This is a genomic window from Dactylosporangium sp. NPDC005572, from assembly GCF_040605515.1.
Classification (GTDB): domain Bacteria; phylum Actinomycetota; class Actinomycetes; order Mycobacteriales; family Micromonosporaceae; genus Dactylosporangium.
In genome coordinates, this window is sequence record NZ_JBEXCY010000138.1 from 13,225 (window position 1) to 30,433 (window position 17,209).

Consider the following 17,209-nt stretch of genomic DNA (forward strand, 5'->3'; position numbering starts at 1 on the left):
TCATCCGGCACCACCGAGGCGGTACGGGGACATCGCGTAGGTACCGAAGTACGGATACGGGATGACCCGATGATGCGTCCCGCCGCTGCCCGTCTGCTCGTAGCCGTAGTAACGGGTCATCGTCGTGTCGGTCCAGCGTTCGAACAGCACCACGTGGCCACGCGCGCCCGGCGCCGTGTTGATCAGCATGTCCCCGGGCTGCAGATCCTGCTTCGTGATGAGCGTCGACCGTGCCGCCAGCCCGGAGGTGTTCAGTCCCGGACCCTCCAGGCCCAACGCCATCGACACGTAGCCCGAGCAGTCGCGCCGATATCCCTGGAAGTACGTGGCCGGATCAACACTGGACAGGTACGGAACCGGACCACCCGACCATGCGGTCAGCCACGACTGCGCCCGGCTGAACACCGTGCCGGCTGCGACACACGCGTCGGGGTCCGGCGCCGCGGTTGCCGTGCTAGCCGGGCAGACGGTCAGGCATTGCTGAGCGTCGGCCGGGGGCGTCGACGAATCGCCCGCGACCTCGTCGGGTGCCGATGCCGTCCAGTACCGCTCGACGAGTCCGGCGCCCAGCGTCTCCCAGCGTGCGTATGCGTCCGGATGCGCCGAACGCTGCACGGCTTGGGCGGCCTCGGTGAGGGGAATCGTCGCCCATCCCGGCACCTGCAGCAACCGTTGCACGAATGCGGTCGTCGACTTCACGGGATCCGCGGCGACGTCCGAACCGTAGATGGAGACACGTTGCTGGAACAGCCCGATCGAGTCATGGTCGAGCTGTTCCAGCGAGTTGTGCAGGCTCGACTCCTGCATGGCGGTCGCGACGGCGATGACGGCGGCACGCCGGTCGGCCGGATGGATCCCCTGCGTCGTCGATACGATCGTCTGCGCGTTCGCGAGCTGCTCCGCGTCGAGCTCGACGTTCTCGACGGTGCCGCCGGGCCCGCCGGGCACGCAGGAGGCGATGATGCCGCCGCCGGCCGCGCCGCCGCTGTCGGCGCCGAGTGCACCACCGATGCCGGCGATCATGAGCGGCACCGAGAAGCTGGACCAGACGCCGATCACCAGCAGCCACCGCATCCTCATGTGGGGGCCTCCGCCTTCAGTGCCGCGTTCGTGTCGAACAGTGGTACCTCCAGCGGGGTGCGCACGGTCGTCACCTTGAACACCCGGTCACCGACCATCCACACCGCACGGCCGGTGCGTTGCCGGGCCCAGCCGGACACCCAGTCACGGGCGATGTCGGTGAGCCCGACCAGTTCGGCGAGCTCGTCGGCGATCGTCGGGTCCTGGGCGAACATCACCTTGGTGTCGCACAGGGCCATCATGTCCTTGGCGATGGCCACCTCCTGGCTGCCGGCGGCGCCGACGCTGAGCAGGTCGCTCGGCTTGTGCGCGACGATGACCTGGATCTCGCCGTCGTTGCGGGACAGCCGAAGGTCCGCGTCGAGCGACTGGACCGCGCCGACGCCGAGGCGCATCTGCCGCCAGACCTCGTCCCGGACCACGATGGTGATCTCGCCGGGCCGGCGCAGGTCCGTCATCGCCCGCGACCAGGAGTTGACGCAGGCAAGCGCGACGCCGACCACCTCGTCGCCGAGGTCGTTGAGCCGTCGCAGTGACAGGGACTGGATCGGTGAGTTCCAGTCGAGCCGGACCGTGGTCTGCGCGTCGAACAGGCCGGCGAGCGCGCCCCGGACGAGCGTGCCGAGGGCGTCGGTGCTCTGGCGGGTGGCGTCGACCATGCGCTGGACACTGGAGTACCGGCACTGCTCGGCGAGCTCGGCGGTCGGGCGCGCCAGCGCGTGGTACACCTCGGGGATCGTCACGGCCCGCAGCTGCCCGCCGCCGCGCGACCAGCCCGACAGCTCGGCCACGACCGTGGCCAGCGCGCTTTCGTCCGACGGTGACGCCGTGATGCCACGCACGCCGATCAGCGCCTTCAGCAGCACCACCCATCGGGCGAAGATCAGTGCCGCGCGTGCCTGGCGCTCCACAGTGGAGAGCTTGTCCCAGCCCTGGCCGAGCGGCCCGAGATCGAGCGGATTGATCCGCACGGGCAGCCCGAGGCCCAGCGAGATGGGTTCCACGCCGACCGCTTGGCACAGCGGCTCGTACTCGCCCTTGACGTCCCCGGCGACCAGGACCCGGGCCCCGAAGAGCATCATCCGCAGCAGCAGCGCCTTGACCGTCGTCGACTTGCCCTGCCCGGGCTTGCCGAAGAAGATCAGGTTGGGGTTGGTGACGATCTGGTTGAGCACCCAGCCGACCGGGTCCACGTAGAACCCGCCGGCGGTGAGGGCGTCGTAGCCGATCAGCGCCCCCGTCGGCGGCAGGCCGTTGGCGGTCAGCAGCGGGAAGACACCGCCGATCTCGGCGGTCGACGCGCGGTAGACCGTCAGCGGAGCCGCGACCGGCGACCAGCCATGGCCGGGCCGGGGGTGGCCTCTCGCGGGTGCCGCCGGGCGGATGAGCGCCGCCTCCTCGCGGTGGCGGTCGCGGTCACCTTTGTTCTTCGGCGGCGCGGATGGCAGCTCGCCACCGAAGTCGGTCACCAGCTGCGGCAGGGAACGCCCGCCCGGGCCGCGACGGCCGGCCATCAGCCCCAGCTCCGCGACGGCAGGCCGACGCCGAGCGGCAGGCACGCGGCGACGAAGCCGGAGTCCTGGGCCAGCTCGAGGCGGAGCAGGCGGAAGTGACAGGCCCGCGCGGTCGCCTCGAGGTTGGCGGCGTGGTCCTCCACGGGCCAGCTGGACGGCACGGTGACCGCCACCGCGCCCGCCACCCTCACCATGGTGTGACCGGCCACCACCTGGCTTTCATGCGCCGCGATCTCCGCCTCCCGCCGGTGGTGAGCACGTCCGACGCGGAAGCCGCGCTGCCGGCGCACCTCCGCCGACATCTCCGCGCTCCACAGGTCGCGTTCGACCTGCCGGCTGGCGCTCGCCGGGTTCTGTGGTTCGTAGTGCAGGGCGAGCGTGCGCCGCTCGCCCGGTTCAGCCGGGGCGAGCATCCGGGCGAGCGCGCCGACCCGGGTGGGCAGTTCCGGCAGCAACAGCGTGTAGCTGACCGTCGTGAACGAGTCGTGGGTGTAACTGCGCGGCGCCGGTGGCGGGGCCGTCACCGGTCCGGCCGCGCCGACCGGGACACCCGTGACCGTCGGCAGCCCGCGCGCCTGCTCCTGACGCGCCCGTTCCAGCGCGGGGGTCTCGGCGAGGTTGTATCCGATGCGGATGGCGGCCGCGACGTCCTCGGTGTGCAGCCACCGCACCCCGGTCACGCCCAGACCACGCAGGTGGTTCTCGATCTCCTGCAGATGCCGGTACAACACCCGCGCCCGGCCTTCGACACCTCCGCCCGCCTGCTGAGCGGTCCGCCGAATCCGTGTCTCGGACACACCGACCGTCACGTACACCTCGTGGCGTACCGCGGCCGCCACGACGGCCTGCTCGAGCTGGCGACTGATCTCCCGCACGACATCCGGTGCCAGCGGGGAGATGTTGTCGGCGACCCAGGCCGCACGCTCGGCACCGTCGTCGGGCACGGTCCGGATCAGGATCGAGATCCGCGACACCTGCTCGCCCCGGGCCGCGGCGGCGAGCAGCCCGCCGAGCTGGTCGGCATAGGCGTTGCGGGTCGCGTCGTCCACCGCGCCGAGACCGGGATGGGTGATCTGCGCCACGGACGACCACTGCAGGGCCCGCGGATCCTGAATGACGCAGACCCGCTGCAGCATCGGACCGAACGGTGGCCCGTCGTGCAGCCGAAGCCCGGCGATGCCCCCCGGAAGATCGAGAGCCGCGAGCTCGCGGCGTGACGCGAGCCCTGTCGACGCCATGGAGCGCCATCTCGACCAGCCCATCACACGCCCCCACAGGTAGAGATAGAGATCAGCGAGCCAGCGCACCGCCGGCCGCCCGCGCACCGGCAACGCGACGAGGAGGACCGCCAGGGTCGACACCGGCAAGACCTTGAAGGCGAACGCCCATGCCCCGTCACCCACCGCGAGCACCACCGGCAGGATCGCCAGGCCGCACAGCACGGCCTGCCAGCCGGTGAGCCCCATGAACCAGCCGTAGCGCTCGCGTCGCCACCCGCTGTAGGCCCGATCGCTCGCGGGCGCCATCGAACTCATGGCCGGGCCTCGCTGACACTCAGGGCGTCAGCCACGGGCGGCACGGCCGGTGGACGGACGGCCGGCGGCGAGGCGGTGGTCGGCCCCACGGGCCGTGCGTACGGCCGGCCCGCGGCCCGCCCGGGTCCTGCACCGCCGGAGCCGGACTGCGGTTCGCGGCCGGCGCCGTATTGATCGTTGCCCGGCGGCAGCGCGGTGGGTCGCCCGGAACCGCGTGCCGCGCGTGGGTCATCTGCGGCAGCCGATCCGGAGAGCGCGCGAGGCTCCGCGGTGTGGTCGGCTTGGGGCGCGCGGGCATGCGGTCGGCCTCCGCCGCGGCCACCCGAGGCGACATGCGTCGCGGCCATGGCGAGTCCGGCGGCGAACCGGGCGTCGACCACCTCCTCGGCCGCGCCGAGGCTGCTCCGCCCGGCCTGTCCGCGGGTGCCCGACCGCGAGCCGGACGACCCGCCGCCGAGCGTTCGCTCGAAGTAGTCACGCGTCGCTGAGCCTGACGGGGTGCGCGGGTCGACGAATGCGAGCATCCGATGGATGCCGAGGGGCGCCAGCGGCGAGATCAGCAGGACGACGGATCCGATGAACACGCGGATCGTCTGGTCCTCGCCGTTCTCGACGTTCATGAACGCGAACCCGATGACGAGGAGCAGCGCCGAGCCGGGTGGACCCAGGGCGGCCGCGCCGAGCACCCGGGCGACGCCGGGCAGCCAGGATCGGCCGAAGTCCGAGAGCCGGCCCGCGGCCATGATCGTCAACAGGCAGGCGCCGAGCGGGATGACGAGCTGGTGGACCAGGTATGCGATGAGATAGAGGACGGCGGCGGGCAGCAGGAGCATCATGCCGACGACGCCGAGCAGCACGGCGCCGGCCTCGTCACCCACCTCGGACCATGACTTGACCTTGTCGCTGACACCGAGCCAGCCGTTGGTGACGCCACCGGCCTCAAGGATGCCGTCGGCGAGCTCACCGCTCGCCTTGACCGATTCGGTGAGGAACCAGATGCCCATGGCGCAGACGATGGCGTACTCGGCCAGTCCGACCATCAACCGGCCGAAGCCGCCCTCTGACCGGGTTACCGCCCGAGGGATCTGCAGCATCGCCATCAGGAGCGCGATGATCGTGCCGAGGGAGGTGGTCAGCGTCATGACGTCGTGGAACGGCCCCGACTCCGCCGGGTTGACCATCAGATCGGCGATGGTGTGCTGGGTGTTGAACAGTCGGAAGGCACCCGTCAGGATGTCGACCGACATGCCGTACATGGCCATCAACAGGCTGTCGAAGAAGTTCTGTGCCGCGTCCTTGGCCGCGTCTGCCGCGGCCCCCCACGGGGTCCAGATCAACACAGCCGACATGTCAACTTTCACGGCTGACCACCCTCCATCCCGCGCGGACCGAGTCCGCGCTGCCCGGCCAGGCCGACGGTGCCGGTGCGGGCTGCGCCCGTGGCCCGATCCGCCATTGCCCGTTGACCCAGACCATGCGCTGGCAGTCTCCGACGCCGGCGCGGCCGACGTTGGCGGCGGTGATCACGCCGTGGCCGAGGACGCATGCGACCACGAAGTCGGGGCCGACGGTGCCCTTGATCTGCCCCATGACGACCCGGTATGTCACCTGCGCCGAGGCGGCCGCGTCAGCCCCGCCCAGGTGCTTGATGATGTCCTTGACGCCGACCATCGGCGTCCAGTCGGCCACGTCGACCGCGCCCGCCACCGCGGCGGCGGCGTAGACCTCCCGCACCCGGTTCGGGTCGATGGTGCTCATCGCGGCCTCGTCGATCGCCGCCAGCTGGCCGAGCGCGCCCTCCGGAGTGTGCGGGAAGCCGGTCGCGAACGGCGGGCCGCCCGGTGTGACTGGCACAGCTGGCGCGGGAACGCCGATCGGCGGTCCCGCGGTCGCCACGACAACCGGTTGTGGCTGCGACGCGGACTGCGGCAACGTCAGCATCGGCGCCGCGGCCAACTCGTCCTCCCGCGCCTCTTGCGAGACCTCGCCCGGCTTGGGCTGGGCGCCGGCGGCCGGCGTCGATCCGCCCGCCGCCGGCTCCGTTCCCGGGCCGGTGTCGCCCGTTCCGAACGAGGTCACCACCAGGAAGCCGAGGAAGCCCAGCACCGCCACGGCGGTCACCGTGATGACGGCCAGGAACGCGGCCGCAGCCGCGCGGCGCTCGCCGTTCACCACGGCCTCACGGCCAACGGGCCCGGAATACCTTTCAGCACCCCGAAAATCGTGCCGAACACCAATGAGCCCACGATGACGTTGCGCAGCCAGCGCTGGCCTCTCTCGGTCGAGCCATGGTGCCGGGCCAGATGGCCATATGCCATCATGCCGATGGCGGTGAACCCGGCGCCGATGAGGCAGCCGAGAACCGTCCAGGTGACGGCTCCGAAGATCGCGTTTATGTGGGTCACTGTGTGCCGTTTCTGCGCGTTATGGGACCTTCGTGAACTGCTGGATGATTTCGTAGATCGTGCCGAACAGGATCGCGAGGATCACCGACCCGCCCATCATCTGCTGGCCCCTGGTGCTCCACCCCGAGTTGTTGGTCAGCTTGCCGCCGGCGAGTGTGCCGATGCCGCCGACTCCCATCGAGATGACGAGTCCGAGCGCCCCCCACTTGATCCAGCTGATCAGCGTGTTCGCGCTCTCCTCGACGCCGGGCGTCGGCGCCTTCGGGTCCGGGTTGAAGGGCTCGTAGGCGAGGAGATACCGCGGAAGATCCTCAAGGGGCAGTCCCAAGCGGTGGAACTCGATCAGGAACTGGCTGAGCATCGTCGTCCTCCAAGTGCGTTCGTCACCCGCGCCGCAGCCAAGCGGCGCGGCGGCGCGGTGGTTCCGCCGAAGTGGTCGTGGGCCTCGCGCCGGTGACGGCGCGTAGCAGCGAGGCGGCCGCGCGCATGGAGGCCGGTGGTGCCTGACGGGTGTTCCAGCCGGCCACCGCAGCCTCGTCGGTCGACTCGACGAACAGGGTTCGCCGCCGATGCTGGGCCAGTCGCCGCCCGATCGCCGGGACGATCGCCGGCGGCCACGCGGGCGCGCCGACCACCACAGCGGCGTAGAGCGGCACCAGCCCGATCGTCGCGATCGCATCCTCGTAGCGGGCGACCGTGCCCTCGGCGAGGGCGACCGACCCGGCGCTCGGGCGCAACACGAGCACCGGAAAGGTGGACGAGCCGGTGCACCACAGCAGGGGCGCCGGCCGGGCGCCGGTCGCGAGCAGCGACCAGACCTCCCAGCCGACATCGACGATCGTCACGTCGAAGCGGTTGTCGTCCGCGCCGATCCATGCGGCTGGCAGCGGAACCTGCTGCACCGCCAGCGGTGCGTCGGTCGCGGCGATCCGCCGCACGGCGACGGTTCCGCGTTTCAGGGCCCGCGTCGCCGGTCGAACTCCCGCCCTGCCGTGCGTTCCGGGAACCGAGCGGCCTTCCACGCCGCACACGCCGGCCAGGCCCGAGCGGGCCGGATCGGCGCAGTCGAGCAGCAGGACGCGCAGGCCCGCGGCGGCTGTCGCGTCGGCGAGCGCCAGCGCGATCCCGGAGGCACCCGATTGCGAGTGCGCGCCGAGCACCGGCACGACGACACCGAGGCCGAACGCCGTCGGGTCGAACGCGCCCGGCCGTGGCGCCGCGGCGTCGGCGCGGCCCGTGCCGCGGCGCACCTCCACGGTGGTCATCGCGACCGTCCGCACATCGACACCGTGCCACCTCGAATCCGTGTACTACCTGGAGTATGTAGATTGTTCGAAGTTGTTGTCAATGCTGTCACACTAGATACAACAAACGATTTACTGCTACCGTCGTGCCGACGACGATGTTTGGAGCCCACATGAGCGACAACTCCAGGGACCCCAGTGACCTGCTGCTGTCGATGATGGTCGTCGGGGCGACCGGAGGCGGGGTGCTCGGCGGGCTGTTGTGGCTCGCGGGGCAGCTCTCGGCCGTCCTCCGCGGCAACGGCTGGCCGGACACGACACCGCGTGACATCCTCGGCATCCTGATCGCCTGGGTGCGCTCCCCGGGGGATCCCGCTCAGGCCTGGCCGGAGGCGGTGTCCGGCCTCATCGGCCCGCCGTGGCTGGTCTACGTGATCTTCGCCGCGCTCCTGATCCCCACCGCCGCCCTTGCCGTCGTGGTCATCCGGTTCGCGCTGAACTGGCGGAGGCGGCGCGGCTTCCGCATCGGCCGGCTCGGGTTCGCCTCCGGCTGGGAGATCCGCCGGCTGCTGGGCCGCAAGGCCGTCCTCAAGCGGGCCAGGTTCACCCGTCCCCAGCGGGCCGCCGACCCGGACCTGCGACCGGAGGACGTCGGATACTTCCTCGGCCGCGACGTGCGGTCCCAGCGAAAGCTCTACAGCTCCGTCGAGGACTCCGTGCTCGTCCTCGCGCCGATCCAGCGGGGCAAGGACGCGCACTTCGTTACGCCCCTCACCATCGACGCACCCGGGGCCTGCATCGTGATCTCCACCCAGTTGGAGTCATTCACCACCACCTACCCGGCCCGTTCGCGGATGGGCAAGGTCCACCTCTTCGACCCGCAGAACCTGACCAGCCTGCCCGGCCGGATCCGGCTCTGCCTCGTCCGCGGGTGCGAGAACCCGAACGTCGCCGACGACCGGGCCGCCGTGCTCGCCAAGTACGCCGGCTACCTCCCCGGCCAGGAGAGCAGCTTCTTCGCCGCCACGGCGGTCATCGTCATCCTGCGCTGCTATCTGCATGCCGCTGCCCTGCACGGGCGCAACATCTCGGACGTGGTTCGCTGGGCCCGGGACCCGAACGATCCGGAGCCGCTGGACCTGCTGCGGCAGGCGGAGTCCGCAGGGGTCGCGGCGGCCGGCTGGGCGGCCGAGCTGGAGAGTCTCCTCGCCGCAGACGTGGCGAGCCGCAGCGCGATGTGGACCGCGGTGACGGGATCCCTGCGATTCCTCTCCGACCCGGCTGTGCTCAACCAGTTCTCCCCGGACCCCGACGAGGTCTTCGACGTCGCGGAGTTCGCCTCCGGACGCAACACCCTCTACTTCCTCGGCAAGGAGACCGGCGCCAACCCGATCACGCCCGGGACGCACATCCTGATGGAGTCGATCTGGCCCCAGATGCGCATGCTCGCCGCCAAGATGCCGGGGGGCCGGATCGAGCCGCCGGTCACCGTCGAGGTCAACGAGGCCGGCTACATCGCACCGATGAGCAGCCTGCCGCGCTTCATGGGCCTGGTCGGCAAGTCCTCGATCGCCATGCACGTCTACGTCCGGTCGCCGTCGCACGTCCGGGAGCGTATGGGCGCCGACGCGCTGAAGACCATGTGGGACAACGCCGCAGTCCGGATCGTGCTCGGCGGCGGCGGCAACTTCGACGACCTCGAAGAGGTCTCGAAGCTCCTGGGCGACGTCCGGCGTCCGTCGTGGGTGACTGACGCGGGGAACACCTCCAGTCTCAGCCGCGTCCTGACCGCCGAGGAGATCCGCACGATGGACTTCGGCCGGGCGGTCGTCGTCGGCCGCGAGGCCCGCCCCGTCGAGGTCAGCCTCACACCGTGGTGGCGCCGCAGGGACGGCAAGGCGATCGGCGATGGCAAGCGGCAGGTCGATCAGCTCATCCTGGAGCACGCCTCGGCCGCGCCGGCCACCGACCGCGTCCGCAACTACGTGCGGACGGCCTCGAACGTCCGCCGCATCACCCGGATCTGAGGAGTACTGCGTCGATGACGACCACACAGCGTCGACAACCGCGCCGGCTCGGCGCCTACGTCACCGTGGGCACGGTTGTCGCCGTGCTCGCCGCGGCCGTGCTGACCTTCTTCGGGCTCGGCGCGTTCGACCGGGCCGTGGCCGCGTACACGCCGTCGGCCTGGATGTTCAGCCGCGCGATGGGCGAGCTCGGCCGGGTCAACGGCCTCACCGCCAAGGTGGACACCCGGGTCAAGCTGGAAGGCACGACCGGGCACCACGTCGAGGTCAGCCACACCGACAGCCTGCTGCTGTTCCGTGACGTCGAGACCGGCAAGGTGTCGGCGCTCGACCTCACCACCCTGCAGATCTCGGTATCGCTGCAGACGACGCCGGGGGAGGGCGTGCAGGTGTACGTCCACGGGCAGGTCGCGTACGTCGTCGACCGTATCCATGGCGAGGTGCGCCAGATCAACCCGACGACGCTCGCCCCGATCGGCCCGTCCGTCCAGCTGCCGCCCGGCCTGCGCGGCGGCGAGTTCGACGCCGAAGGCCGGCTTTGGCTCGCCGTACCGGCCGAGGGCACGGTGATCGCGGTGACCGCCGCGGCGAAGAAGGACACCCCGCCGGTCGTGCAGCCCGCGCCGGTTGCCCAGCCGAGCCACGACCTGGCGGTGTCGGTGCTCGACAAGGGTGTCGCCGTGCTCGACCGGACCGACCAGAAGCTCATGACGGTCCGCGACACGAAGGTCAGCAGCACGACCGCGGTCGTCCTTCCCGGTCCCGCGGTCGTCGCGCTCCGCACCACCGGCGAGCAGGTGCCGGTCACCGTCCCGGGCAGCCGCAAGGTGGTCGTGGTCGATGCGTTCGGCAAGGCGCAGACGTTCACCGTGCCCGGCAGCGGCGGCGGCCTGCGCCCGGCGGTGGCCTGGTCCGGTCGTTTCTACGTCGCCGACACCGGGACCGGCGAGGTGTTCGTGCTCACCGCCACCGGTGCGCTCGCCGGCGACCCGATCCGGTTCCCCAGCAAGACCGACATCGAGCTGCAGGTCCGCGACGGCCAGCTCTACATCAACGCGGTGGACGGTTCGACGGCGCTCGTCGTGGACGCCAACCACAAGGTGTCCCCGGTGACCGACAAGTACCCGGACGACGTCGCGGGCGGTCAGCCCCCGGCCCCCGTGCCGACGACGGCGCCCCCGACGACCCAGCCCCCGACGACCCAGCCCCCGACGACGAAGCCCCCGACGACGCAGCCACCGACGACGCAGCCACCGGCGCCCAAGCCGCCGGCGCCGACGACGAAGAGGCCGGGACCGCCGGCGACGACGCAGCCGCCGGTCATCCCGCCCACGACGCAGCCTCCGGCGACGACGCAGCCTCCGGCGACGACGCAGCCTCCGGCGACGACGCAGCCGCCGGTCGCCACGCCGACCGCGACCGCGCCGGTCCCGACGGCGACCGCACTGCCACCGGGCGCCCCCGCCACCGTCGTCGCCACCGGCGGTGACCGCAAGGTCCACCTGACCTGGGGGCCCGCGGCCGACAACGGCTCGCCCGTCACCGGGTACGCCGTCGTCGACGGCACCGGCGCGCCGATCCGCGACGGCGCCGGCAACCCGGTCGTCGTGTCGGCCACCACCCGGACCTACGAGGTCGGCGGCCTCACCAACGGCACCGCGTACACGTTCGGCGTCCACGCCGTCAACGCCAAGGGCAACGGCCCGGTGACCCGCTCCCAGCCGGTCACACCCACGGCCGAGGTCCCCGAGCCGCCGACGGCCGTCACGGCCACCGCGAACAAGGACGGCACCGTCACCGTGAGCTGGCAGGCGCCGGGCGGCGCCGTCGCCGGCTACCAGATCACCGCGCACGGCCCGAACGGCCCGATCGTGACCTGGCCGGTCCCCGCGGCACCGCTGGCCTTCACCGCCCCGGCCGGCACCCTCGCGTTCGGCACCCAGGTCGCCTTCAGCGTCGTTGCCGTCGACGACAAGGGCGCCGTCTCCCGCGCGTCGACGCTGTCCAGCCCGTCCGTCACGCCCTTCACCGCGCCCGGGGCCCCCGCCAACCTGCGCGTCACGACCGCCGGAACCACCGGCCAGGTCGACGTCGCCTGGGACGCTCCCGCCGCCAACGGCAGGGCGATCAGCCGGTACAAGGTGAGCTACAACGGCACGACGGTCGACGTGACCGGCGCGACCACCTACCGGATCACCGGCCTGCCCGGCGGCGCCTCGGTCAGCGTGACCGTGGTGGCGGTCAACGACGCCGGCGACGAGGGTCCGCCGGCCGGCCCGCAGGTCGCCCAGACGATGGGCCAGCCGAAGCTCACCCTCACCACGCAGGATCAGGGCTACACCTGGGTCCGCGTCAACTTCGCCGTGGACGCCGGCGGCGGCACCGTCCGCTGCGGCCTGACCCTGCAGGGCAAGCCGACGAAGGAGGGCAACTGCAACAGCATCACGCAGGGCGAACTGCAGCCCGGCACGCGGTACGCCGGCACCCTCACCGTGACGAACGAGGCCGGCCGGGCCGAGCACCCCGTCACCTTCCTCACGAACTCGCTCGGCGGCACGGTGCACTGCGTCGGCAACGACGGCTACTGCGACCGCGGCATCGGCATCTACTCCGCGCCGAAACAGGACACCGGCGCCGCCACCGACCTGCGCGGGGGCAACGGGCAGCGGTACGAGACGTTCTGCAAGGCGCACGGCCAGCCCGGCAACCAGGGGGGCAACCCGACGCTGTCGGCCGGGCCGTACAACCCGGGCAAGCCGGCCAGCGACTGGTGGATCCGCATCGCTGCCGTGCTCAACGACACCGCGCCGCACTACATCCCATGGGTGTGGCTCGACCTCGACGCCGGCGACGACCTCGCCAACCTGCCCGAATGCTGAGCCGGTGACCATGGAGCACGATCCGCTGAGCCCGGCCGAGGTCCGCTCGCTCGCGAACGTGGTCAACCGCATCGCCGGCGGCGTCGCCTCGGCCGTGCTGGGCAAGCCGGAGGTGGTCCGGCTCGCCGTCACGGCGCTGCTCGCCGGGGGGCACCTGCTCGTCGAGGACGTGCCCGGCGTCGGCAAGACCACCCTCGCCCGCGCACTGTCCACAGTGGTCGACGGCGCCTGGCGGCGCATCCAGTGCACGCCGGACCTGCTGCCCTCGGACATCACCGGGGTCACGGTGTACCGCCAGGCCGAGGGCGTGTTCGAGTTCCGGCCCGGTCCCGTCTTCGCCAACGTCGTGCTCGCCGACGAGCTCAACCGGGCCTCGCCGAAGACCCAGTCGGCGCTGCTGGAGGTGATGGAGGAGCGGCAGGTCACGGTCGACGGCGTGCGGTACCGCGTGCCCGAGCCCTTCCTCGTCGTGGCGACCCAGAACCCGATCGAGGCCGCCGGCACGTACCCGCTGCCGGAGGCGCAGCTCGATCGGTTCCTCATGAAGGTCTCCGTCGGCTACCCGGACGAGGACGCCGAGGTCGACGTGGTCCGGGCCGCCTGCCACGGCCGCTCGCCGGACGACCTGCCGCCGGTGCTCGACACGGAGCGTCTCCGGGCGATCGTCGCGCTGGCCGCCCGCGCGCATGTCGGCGACGCCCTGCACCGGTACGTCGTCCGGCTGGCCGCGGCGACGCGCACCCATCCGGGCGTGCGGGTCGGGGTCAGCCCACGGGGCGCGGTCGCCCTCGCGAAGGCGGCCCGGGCGTTCGCCTGCACCGCCGGGCGCGGCTACGTCGTGCCGGAGGACGTGCAGGCCCTGCTGGAGCCCGTCTTCGCGCACCGGCTGATCCTCGAACTGGAGGCGCAGCTGCACGGCGTGACGCCGCATGCGGTGCTGGGGGAGGTGGTCCGGGCCGTCCCGGTGCCCGCACCGGCCGCCGTGTGACCCGCCGCGGCGCCGGCCTCGTCGTCGCCGGGGGAGCGTTCACGACGGTCGGGGTGTGGCTGCGGTACCCCGAGATCGCCGCGCTCGGCGCGGCCGCCCTGCTCGCCGTGCTCGCCGCCGTGGTGGCCGGGCGGCTGCCGGTCCGGCTGACCGTCACCCGCACCGTCGCGCCCGGCCTGGTGATGCGCGGCGGCGTGTGCGAGGTGACCCTGGCCGTGCGCAACGACGCCCGCCGGCTGTCGGTCACCGCGACCGGCGCGGACCGCCGCACCGTCGCCGGCGCCGACGAGCGCGTCCCGGTCCCGCTCGTCCGGCTCGCCCCCGGCGCCACGGCGACGGTCTGGTACCGGGTGCCCACCGACCGGCGCGGGCTCGTGCGGCTCGGGCCGATGTCGTTCGGCCGGGCCGACCCGTTCGGCCTCGCCGCCCCGCCCCGCGCCGTCGGCCCGGTCTCGGTCGTCGTCGTGTACCCGCGGCTGCATCCGATCCGGGTGCGGCTGCCCGGCACCCGCCACGATCCGCACGGCGCCGGCGGCCGGGTGCCGCACGGCGCCGTCAGCCCGGATCTGCTGCGCGACTACCGGCCGGGCGACGACCTGCGCCAGGTGCACTGGCGCACGAGCGCCCGCACCGGCGCCCTCGTCGTGCGCGAACGGGTCGACGCCGGCCGGGCCCGGCTCCGCGTGCTGCTCGACGACCGCGCCGAGGTCCACGACGACGACACGTTCGAGGCGGCGTGCGAGGCCGCCGGCTCGGTGGTCGCCGCCGCCCTGCGCGACGGCACCGCGGTCCACCTCGCCCTGGTCGGCGGCGCCGAGGTCGCCGAGGGCCGCCCCCTCGCGGCGTACCTGAGCCTGCTGGCGCGGGCCCGGCCGCACCCGGCCGGCGCCGAGCCGCGGGCGGGCGGATCGCTGTGCGTGACCGGCCGCCCGGGCCCCGCGCAGCTGCGGGCGTTCGCCGGGGCCGCGGTCGTCGTCGTGTTCGGACCGCCGCGGCCCGTACCGGCGGGCGCCGGCTTCCGGCTGATCGCGGCCCGGGACGCCGCCGACTTCGCCCGCCGGTACGGGCCATGAGGCGCCGGTTCGCGCCGGACCGGCGGGTGCTGCCGGCCACGGCCATGGTCGCGCTCGGGGCGGGCGCCGCCGGTCGGGTGTACGACGGCCCGCTCTTCGAGGTCCTGGTGGCCGGGGCGGCGATCGGGCCGGCCGTGATCGGCGTGCTGCTCGCCCGCCGTCCGCAGTGGACGGTGGCGCCGGTGTCCCTGCTCGCCCTGGCCGGGTACCTCGTCCTCGCCGGCTGGTGGGCGGCGCGCACCTCGGGCGCTGCCGGCCCGCTGCCCGCCCTGCTCGCGGAGGCGCTCGGCAACGGCGGCCCGCGCCTGGTCAGCGCGGCGGTGCCGGTCGAGGCCCGGCCCGACACCGTCGTCCTGCCGGTCGTGGTCGTGTGGGTGGCCGGCCTGGCGACCACGGAGCTCGTCGTGCGGGCCCGGCTGGCGGCGGCCGCCCTGGTGCCGCCCGCGCTGCTGTACCTCGCCGCCCTCGTGCTGGCCGGCCCGCACGGCGGCGTCGCGCCGTGGCGCGCGATCGTGTTCGTCGCGTGCGCCGCCGCGATGCTGCTGCGCGCGACCAATGCCGCGCCGGGGGCCGGTGCCTTCCTCGCGGCAGCGGCCGTCGTGGTGCCGCTCGTGGCGCTGGCCGTGCCGGGCCGGCCCGGCGACCCGCGCACGACGGTCGACCCTCCCCGCGCCGACGTGCTCGACGAGAACCCGCTGGCCCGGATCTCGGGCTGGATGCAGCAGCCGGGCGAGGCGCTGTTCGAGGTGCACGGCCCCGGCCCGGCCCGGATCACCCTCGCCGTGCTCAGCGACTTCGACGGGGTGGTCTGGCGCATCGGCGCCCGGTACCGCGACGCCGGCCGCACCCTGCCCACCACGGCCCCGCTCGTCGAACCGGGCGGGACCGTGCAGGAGCGGATCACGATCCGCGGGCTCGGCGGCCAGCTCGTGCCCGCCGTCAGCGTGCCCCGGCGCATCGAGGGCATCCGGGTCGCGTTCGACGAGGGCAGCGGCACGCTGCTGCGGGTCGACGGCCCCGTCGCCGGCGCCAGCTACAGCGTCACCTCCCAGGTCGCGCGGCCGGACCCGGCCGGGCTCGCCCGCGCCGGCGTGCCCAGGGGCCCCGCCGTCGCCCGCTACCTCGGGGCCGGCGCCGTCCCCGCGGACCTCGCCGAACTCGCCCGCACGGTCGCGGTCGGGCAGGGCGGGGCCTACCAGCGGGCGATCGAACTGCGGCGCTTCCTCGCCGACCACTACCGCTACGACACCGCGGCGCCGAGCGGCCACGCCTACCCGAACCTGCGCTTCTTCCTGCTCGGCGATCCGGGCCGCGGTGGTGGCCGCGGTACCTCCGAACAGTTCGCGGCCGCCTACGCCGTGCTCGGCCGGCTGATGGGCCTGCCCACCCGGGTGGCCGTCGGCTTCGCCGCGCCCGCCGGGAACGGCACCGTGCGCGCGGGCGATGCGCTCGCCTGGCCGGAGGTGCTGTTCACGGGCGTCGGCTGGGTGCCGTTCGACCCGCTGCCGGCGCCCGGGACGCAACCCCGGCCGCTGGCGGCGGACCTGCCGTCAGGCCCGTTGTCGTCGCCTTCGTTGCCGCCTTCACCTTCGCCTTCGCCCGGCCGCTCGCCCGGTGCGTCCCCGAGTCCGGTGGCCGGCGCGGGCGCCGCGGCGCGCTCACCCGGCGGCACCGGCGGCGCGCTGGCCTGGCTGCGGTGGGGCCTGGCCGGCGGGCTGCTGCTGGCCGGGCCGATCGGCGTCGTGCTGGCCCGGCGGGGAGCGTCGCGCCGGCGGCTGACCACCGGCCCGCCCGCCGCCCGCGTCCGGGGCGCGTGGCTGGAGGTGCTCGACGCGCTGCGGCTGGCCGGGCTGCCGCCGCCCGGCCACCTGCCGGCGACCGGCGTCGCGGCCCACGCGGCCGGGCTGCGGCCCGGGGGCAGGCCGCTGCCGCCCATCACCGGCCTGGCCGAGCTGGTCAACCAGGCGGCGTTCGGCCGGGACGCCGTCCCCTCGCCGGTCGCCGGCGTGTGGCAGGCGCTGCGCTTCGTCGCGGCGCTGCGCCGTGCGGTACCCGTGTGGCGGCGGCTGTGGTGGGCCGTGAGTCCCGGGCCGTTGTTCTGGCATCGTTCCCGGCCGACGGGTGGCATTCGGCGGGCTGTTGGCTGTAGTGTGTTCGCTAAGCGAACACCCATCATAGATCGGACACCGAGACCCGACAGACCGCTGGTCGTGGCCGGAGGGACAAGCAGTGGGCGTCTACAGGATTCAGATCAACGCTGAGAACGGCGCTGGCGAGACCACCGTGAGCGTCGAGGTCGACGGCGACGACGGCCGGGTCACCGAGTTCAGCGTCCGGGCGCCGGAAGGCTCCGACCTGGCCGCGCTCGACCTGGCCGCGGTCGATCTGCCGATGCTGGTGCGCGCGGTGCTGCCGGACGCCGGCCGCCGTGAGCCGGCCGAGGTCCACCATGTGACGGGCGGCG

Annotated in this window: 14 protein-coding genes; 6 read left to right on the forward strand and 8 right to left on the reverse strand. The window is 73.3% G+C overall.

Features of this window, described 5'->3' with window-relative positions; all coding sequences use genetic code 11:
* From ABZS66_RS42255 to ABZS66_RS42290, 8 genes are read right to left on the reverse strand one after another with little or no spacing between them, the layout of a single operon-like run.
* On the reverse strand, positions 1–1,080 hold the full coding sequence (locus tag ABZS66_RS42255; RefSeq protein ID WP_354768028.1) for a hypothetical protein: 1,080 nt from the start codon (positions 1,078–1,080) through the stop codon (positions 1–3).
* Positions 1,077–2,594, reverse strand: a complete 1,518-nt coding sequence (locus ABZS66_RS42260) for an ATP-binding protein (protein ID WP_354768030.1) — start codon at positions 2,592–2,594, stop codon at positions 1,077–1,079. The genes ABZS66_RS42255 and ABZS66_RS42260 overlap by 4 nt, the downstream gene beginning before the upstream one ends.
* Positions 2,594–4,129 carry an SCO6880 family protein gene (locus tag ABZS66_RS42265; protein ID WP_354768032.1) on the reverse strand — a complete coding sequence of 512 codons (1,536 nt, stop codon included), beginning with the start codon at positions 4,127–4,129 and terminating at the stop codon, positions 2,594–2,596. Before ABZS66_RS42265 ends, ABZS66_RS42260 begins: the two co-directional genes overlap by 1 nt.
* Positions 4,126–5,490 (reverse strand): hypothetical protein, encoded by a 1,365-nt coding sequence (locus ABZS66_RS42270; RefSeq protein ID WP_354768034.1) that lies wholly within the window; start codon positions 5,488–5,490, stop codon positions 4,126–4,128. The genes ABZS66_RS42265 and ABZS66_RS42270 overlap by 4 nt, the downstream gene beginning before the upstream one ends.
* The gene (locus tag ABZS66_RS42275) at positions 5,480–6,304 is read right to left on the reverse strand and encodes a hypothetical protein (RefSeq protein WP_354768036.1); all 825 of its coding nucleotides are present in this window, start codon (positions 6,302–6,304) and stop codon (positions 5,480–5,482) included. The genes ABZS66_RS42270 and ABZS66_RS42275 overlap by 11 nt, the downstream gene beginning before the upstream one ends.
* Positions 6,298–6,534 (reverse strand): hypothetical protein, encoded by a 237-nt coding sequence (locus tag ABZS66_RS42280; RefSeq protein ID WP_354768038.1) that lies wholly within the window; start codon positions 6,532–6,534, stop codon positions 6,298–6,300. Before ABZS66_RS42280 ends, ABZS66_RS42275 begins: the two co-directional genes overlap by 7 nt.
* Positions 6,535–6,553: 19 nt before the next feature.
* Complete coding sequence (locus ABZS66_RS42285) at positions 6,554–6,895, reverse strand: hypothetical protein (RefSeq protein WP_354768040.1); 342 nt, start codon at positions 6,893–6,895, stop codon at positions 6,554–6,556.
* A gap of 22 nt (positions 6,896–6,917) precedes the next feature.
* Complete coding sequence (locus tag ABZS66_RS42290; RefSeq protein WP_354768042.1) at positions 6,918–7,799, reverse strand: hypothetical protein; 882 nt, start codon at positions 7,797–7,799, stop codon at positions 6,918–6,920.
* Between the two features lie 152 nt (positions 7,800–7,951).
* Between ABZS66_RS42290 and ABZS66_RS42295 the strand changes: the two genes are divergently transcribed.
* The 6 genes from ABZS66_RS42295 to ABZS66_RS42320 all read left to right on the forward strand — a co-directional run.
* Positions 7,952–9,805 (forward strand): TraM recognition domain-containing protein, encoded by a 1,854-nt coding sequence (locus ABZS66_RS42295; RefSeq protein ID WP_354768044.1) that lies wholly within the window; start codon positions 7,952–7,954, stop codon positions 9,803–9,805.
* 14 nt (positions 9,806–9,819) lie between these two features.
* The gene (locus ABZS66_RS42300) at positions 9,820–12,684 is read left to right on the forward strand and encodes a fibronectin type III domain-containing protein (protein WP_354768046.1); all 2,865 of its coding nucleotides are present in this window, start codon (positions 9,820–9,822) and stop codon (positions 12,682–12,684) included.
* 10 nt (positions 12,685–12,694) lie between these two features.
* A complete protein-coding gene (locus tag ABZS66_RS42305) occupies positions 12,695–13,672 on the forward strand; it encodes a MoxR family ATPase (RefSeq protein ID WP_354768054.1) in 978 nt (325 codons plus the stop codon).
* Positions 13,669–14,745, forward strand: a complete 1,077-nt coding sequence (locus ABZS66_RS42310) for a DUF58 domain-containing protein (protein WP_354768048.1) — start codon at positions 13,669–13,671, stop codon at positions 14,743–14,745. The genes ABZS66_RS42305 and ABZS66_RS42310 overlap by 4 nt, the downstream gene beginning before the upstream one ends.
* Positions 14,742–17,006: a transglutaminaseTgpA domain-containing protein gene (locus tag ABZS66_RS42315; RefSeq protein WP_354768050.1), complete on the forward strand. Its 2,265-nt coding sequence runs from the start codon at positions 14,742–14,744 to the stop codon at positions 17,004–17,006. The genes ABZS66_RS42310 and ABZS66_RS42315 overlap by 4 nt, the downstream gene beginning before the upstream one ends.
* A 22-nt stretch (positions 17,007–17,028) precedes the next feature.
* Positions 17,029–17,209, forward strand: a 181-nt coding sequence (locus ABZS66_RS42320) for a hypothetical protein (protein ID WP_354768052.1), incomplete at its 3' end; no start/stop codon positions are given.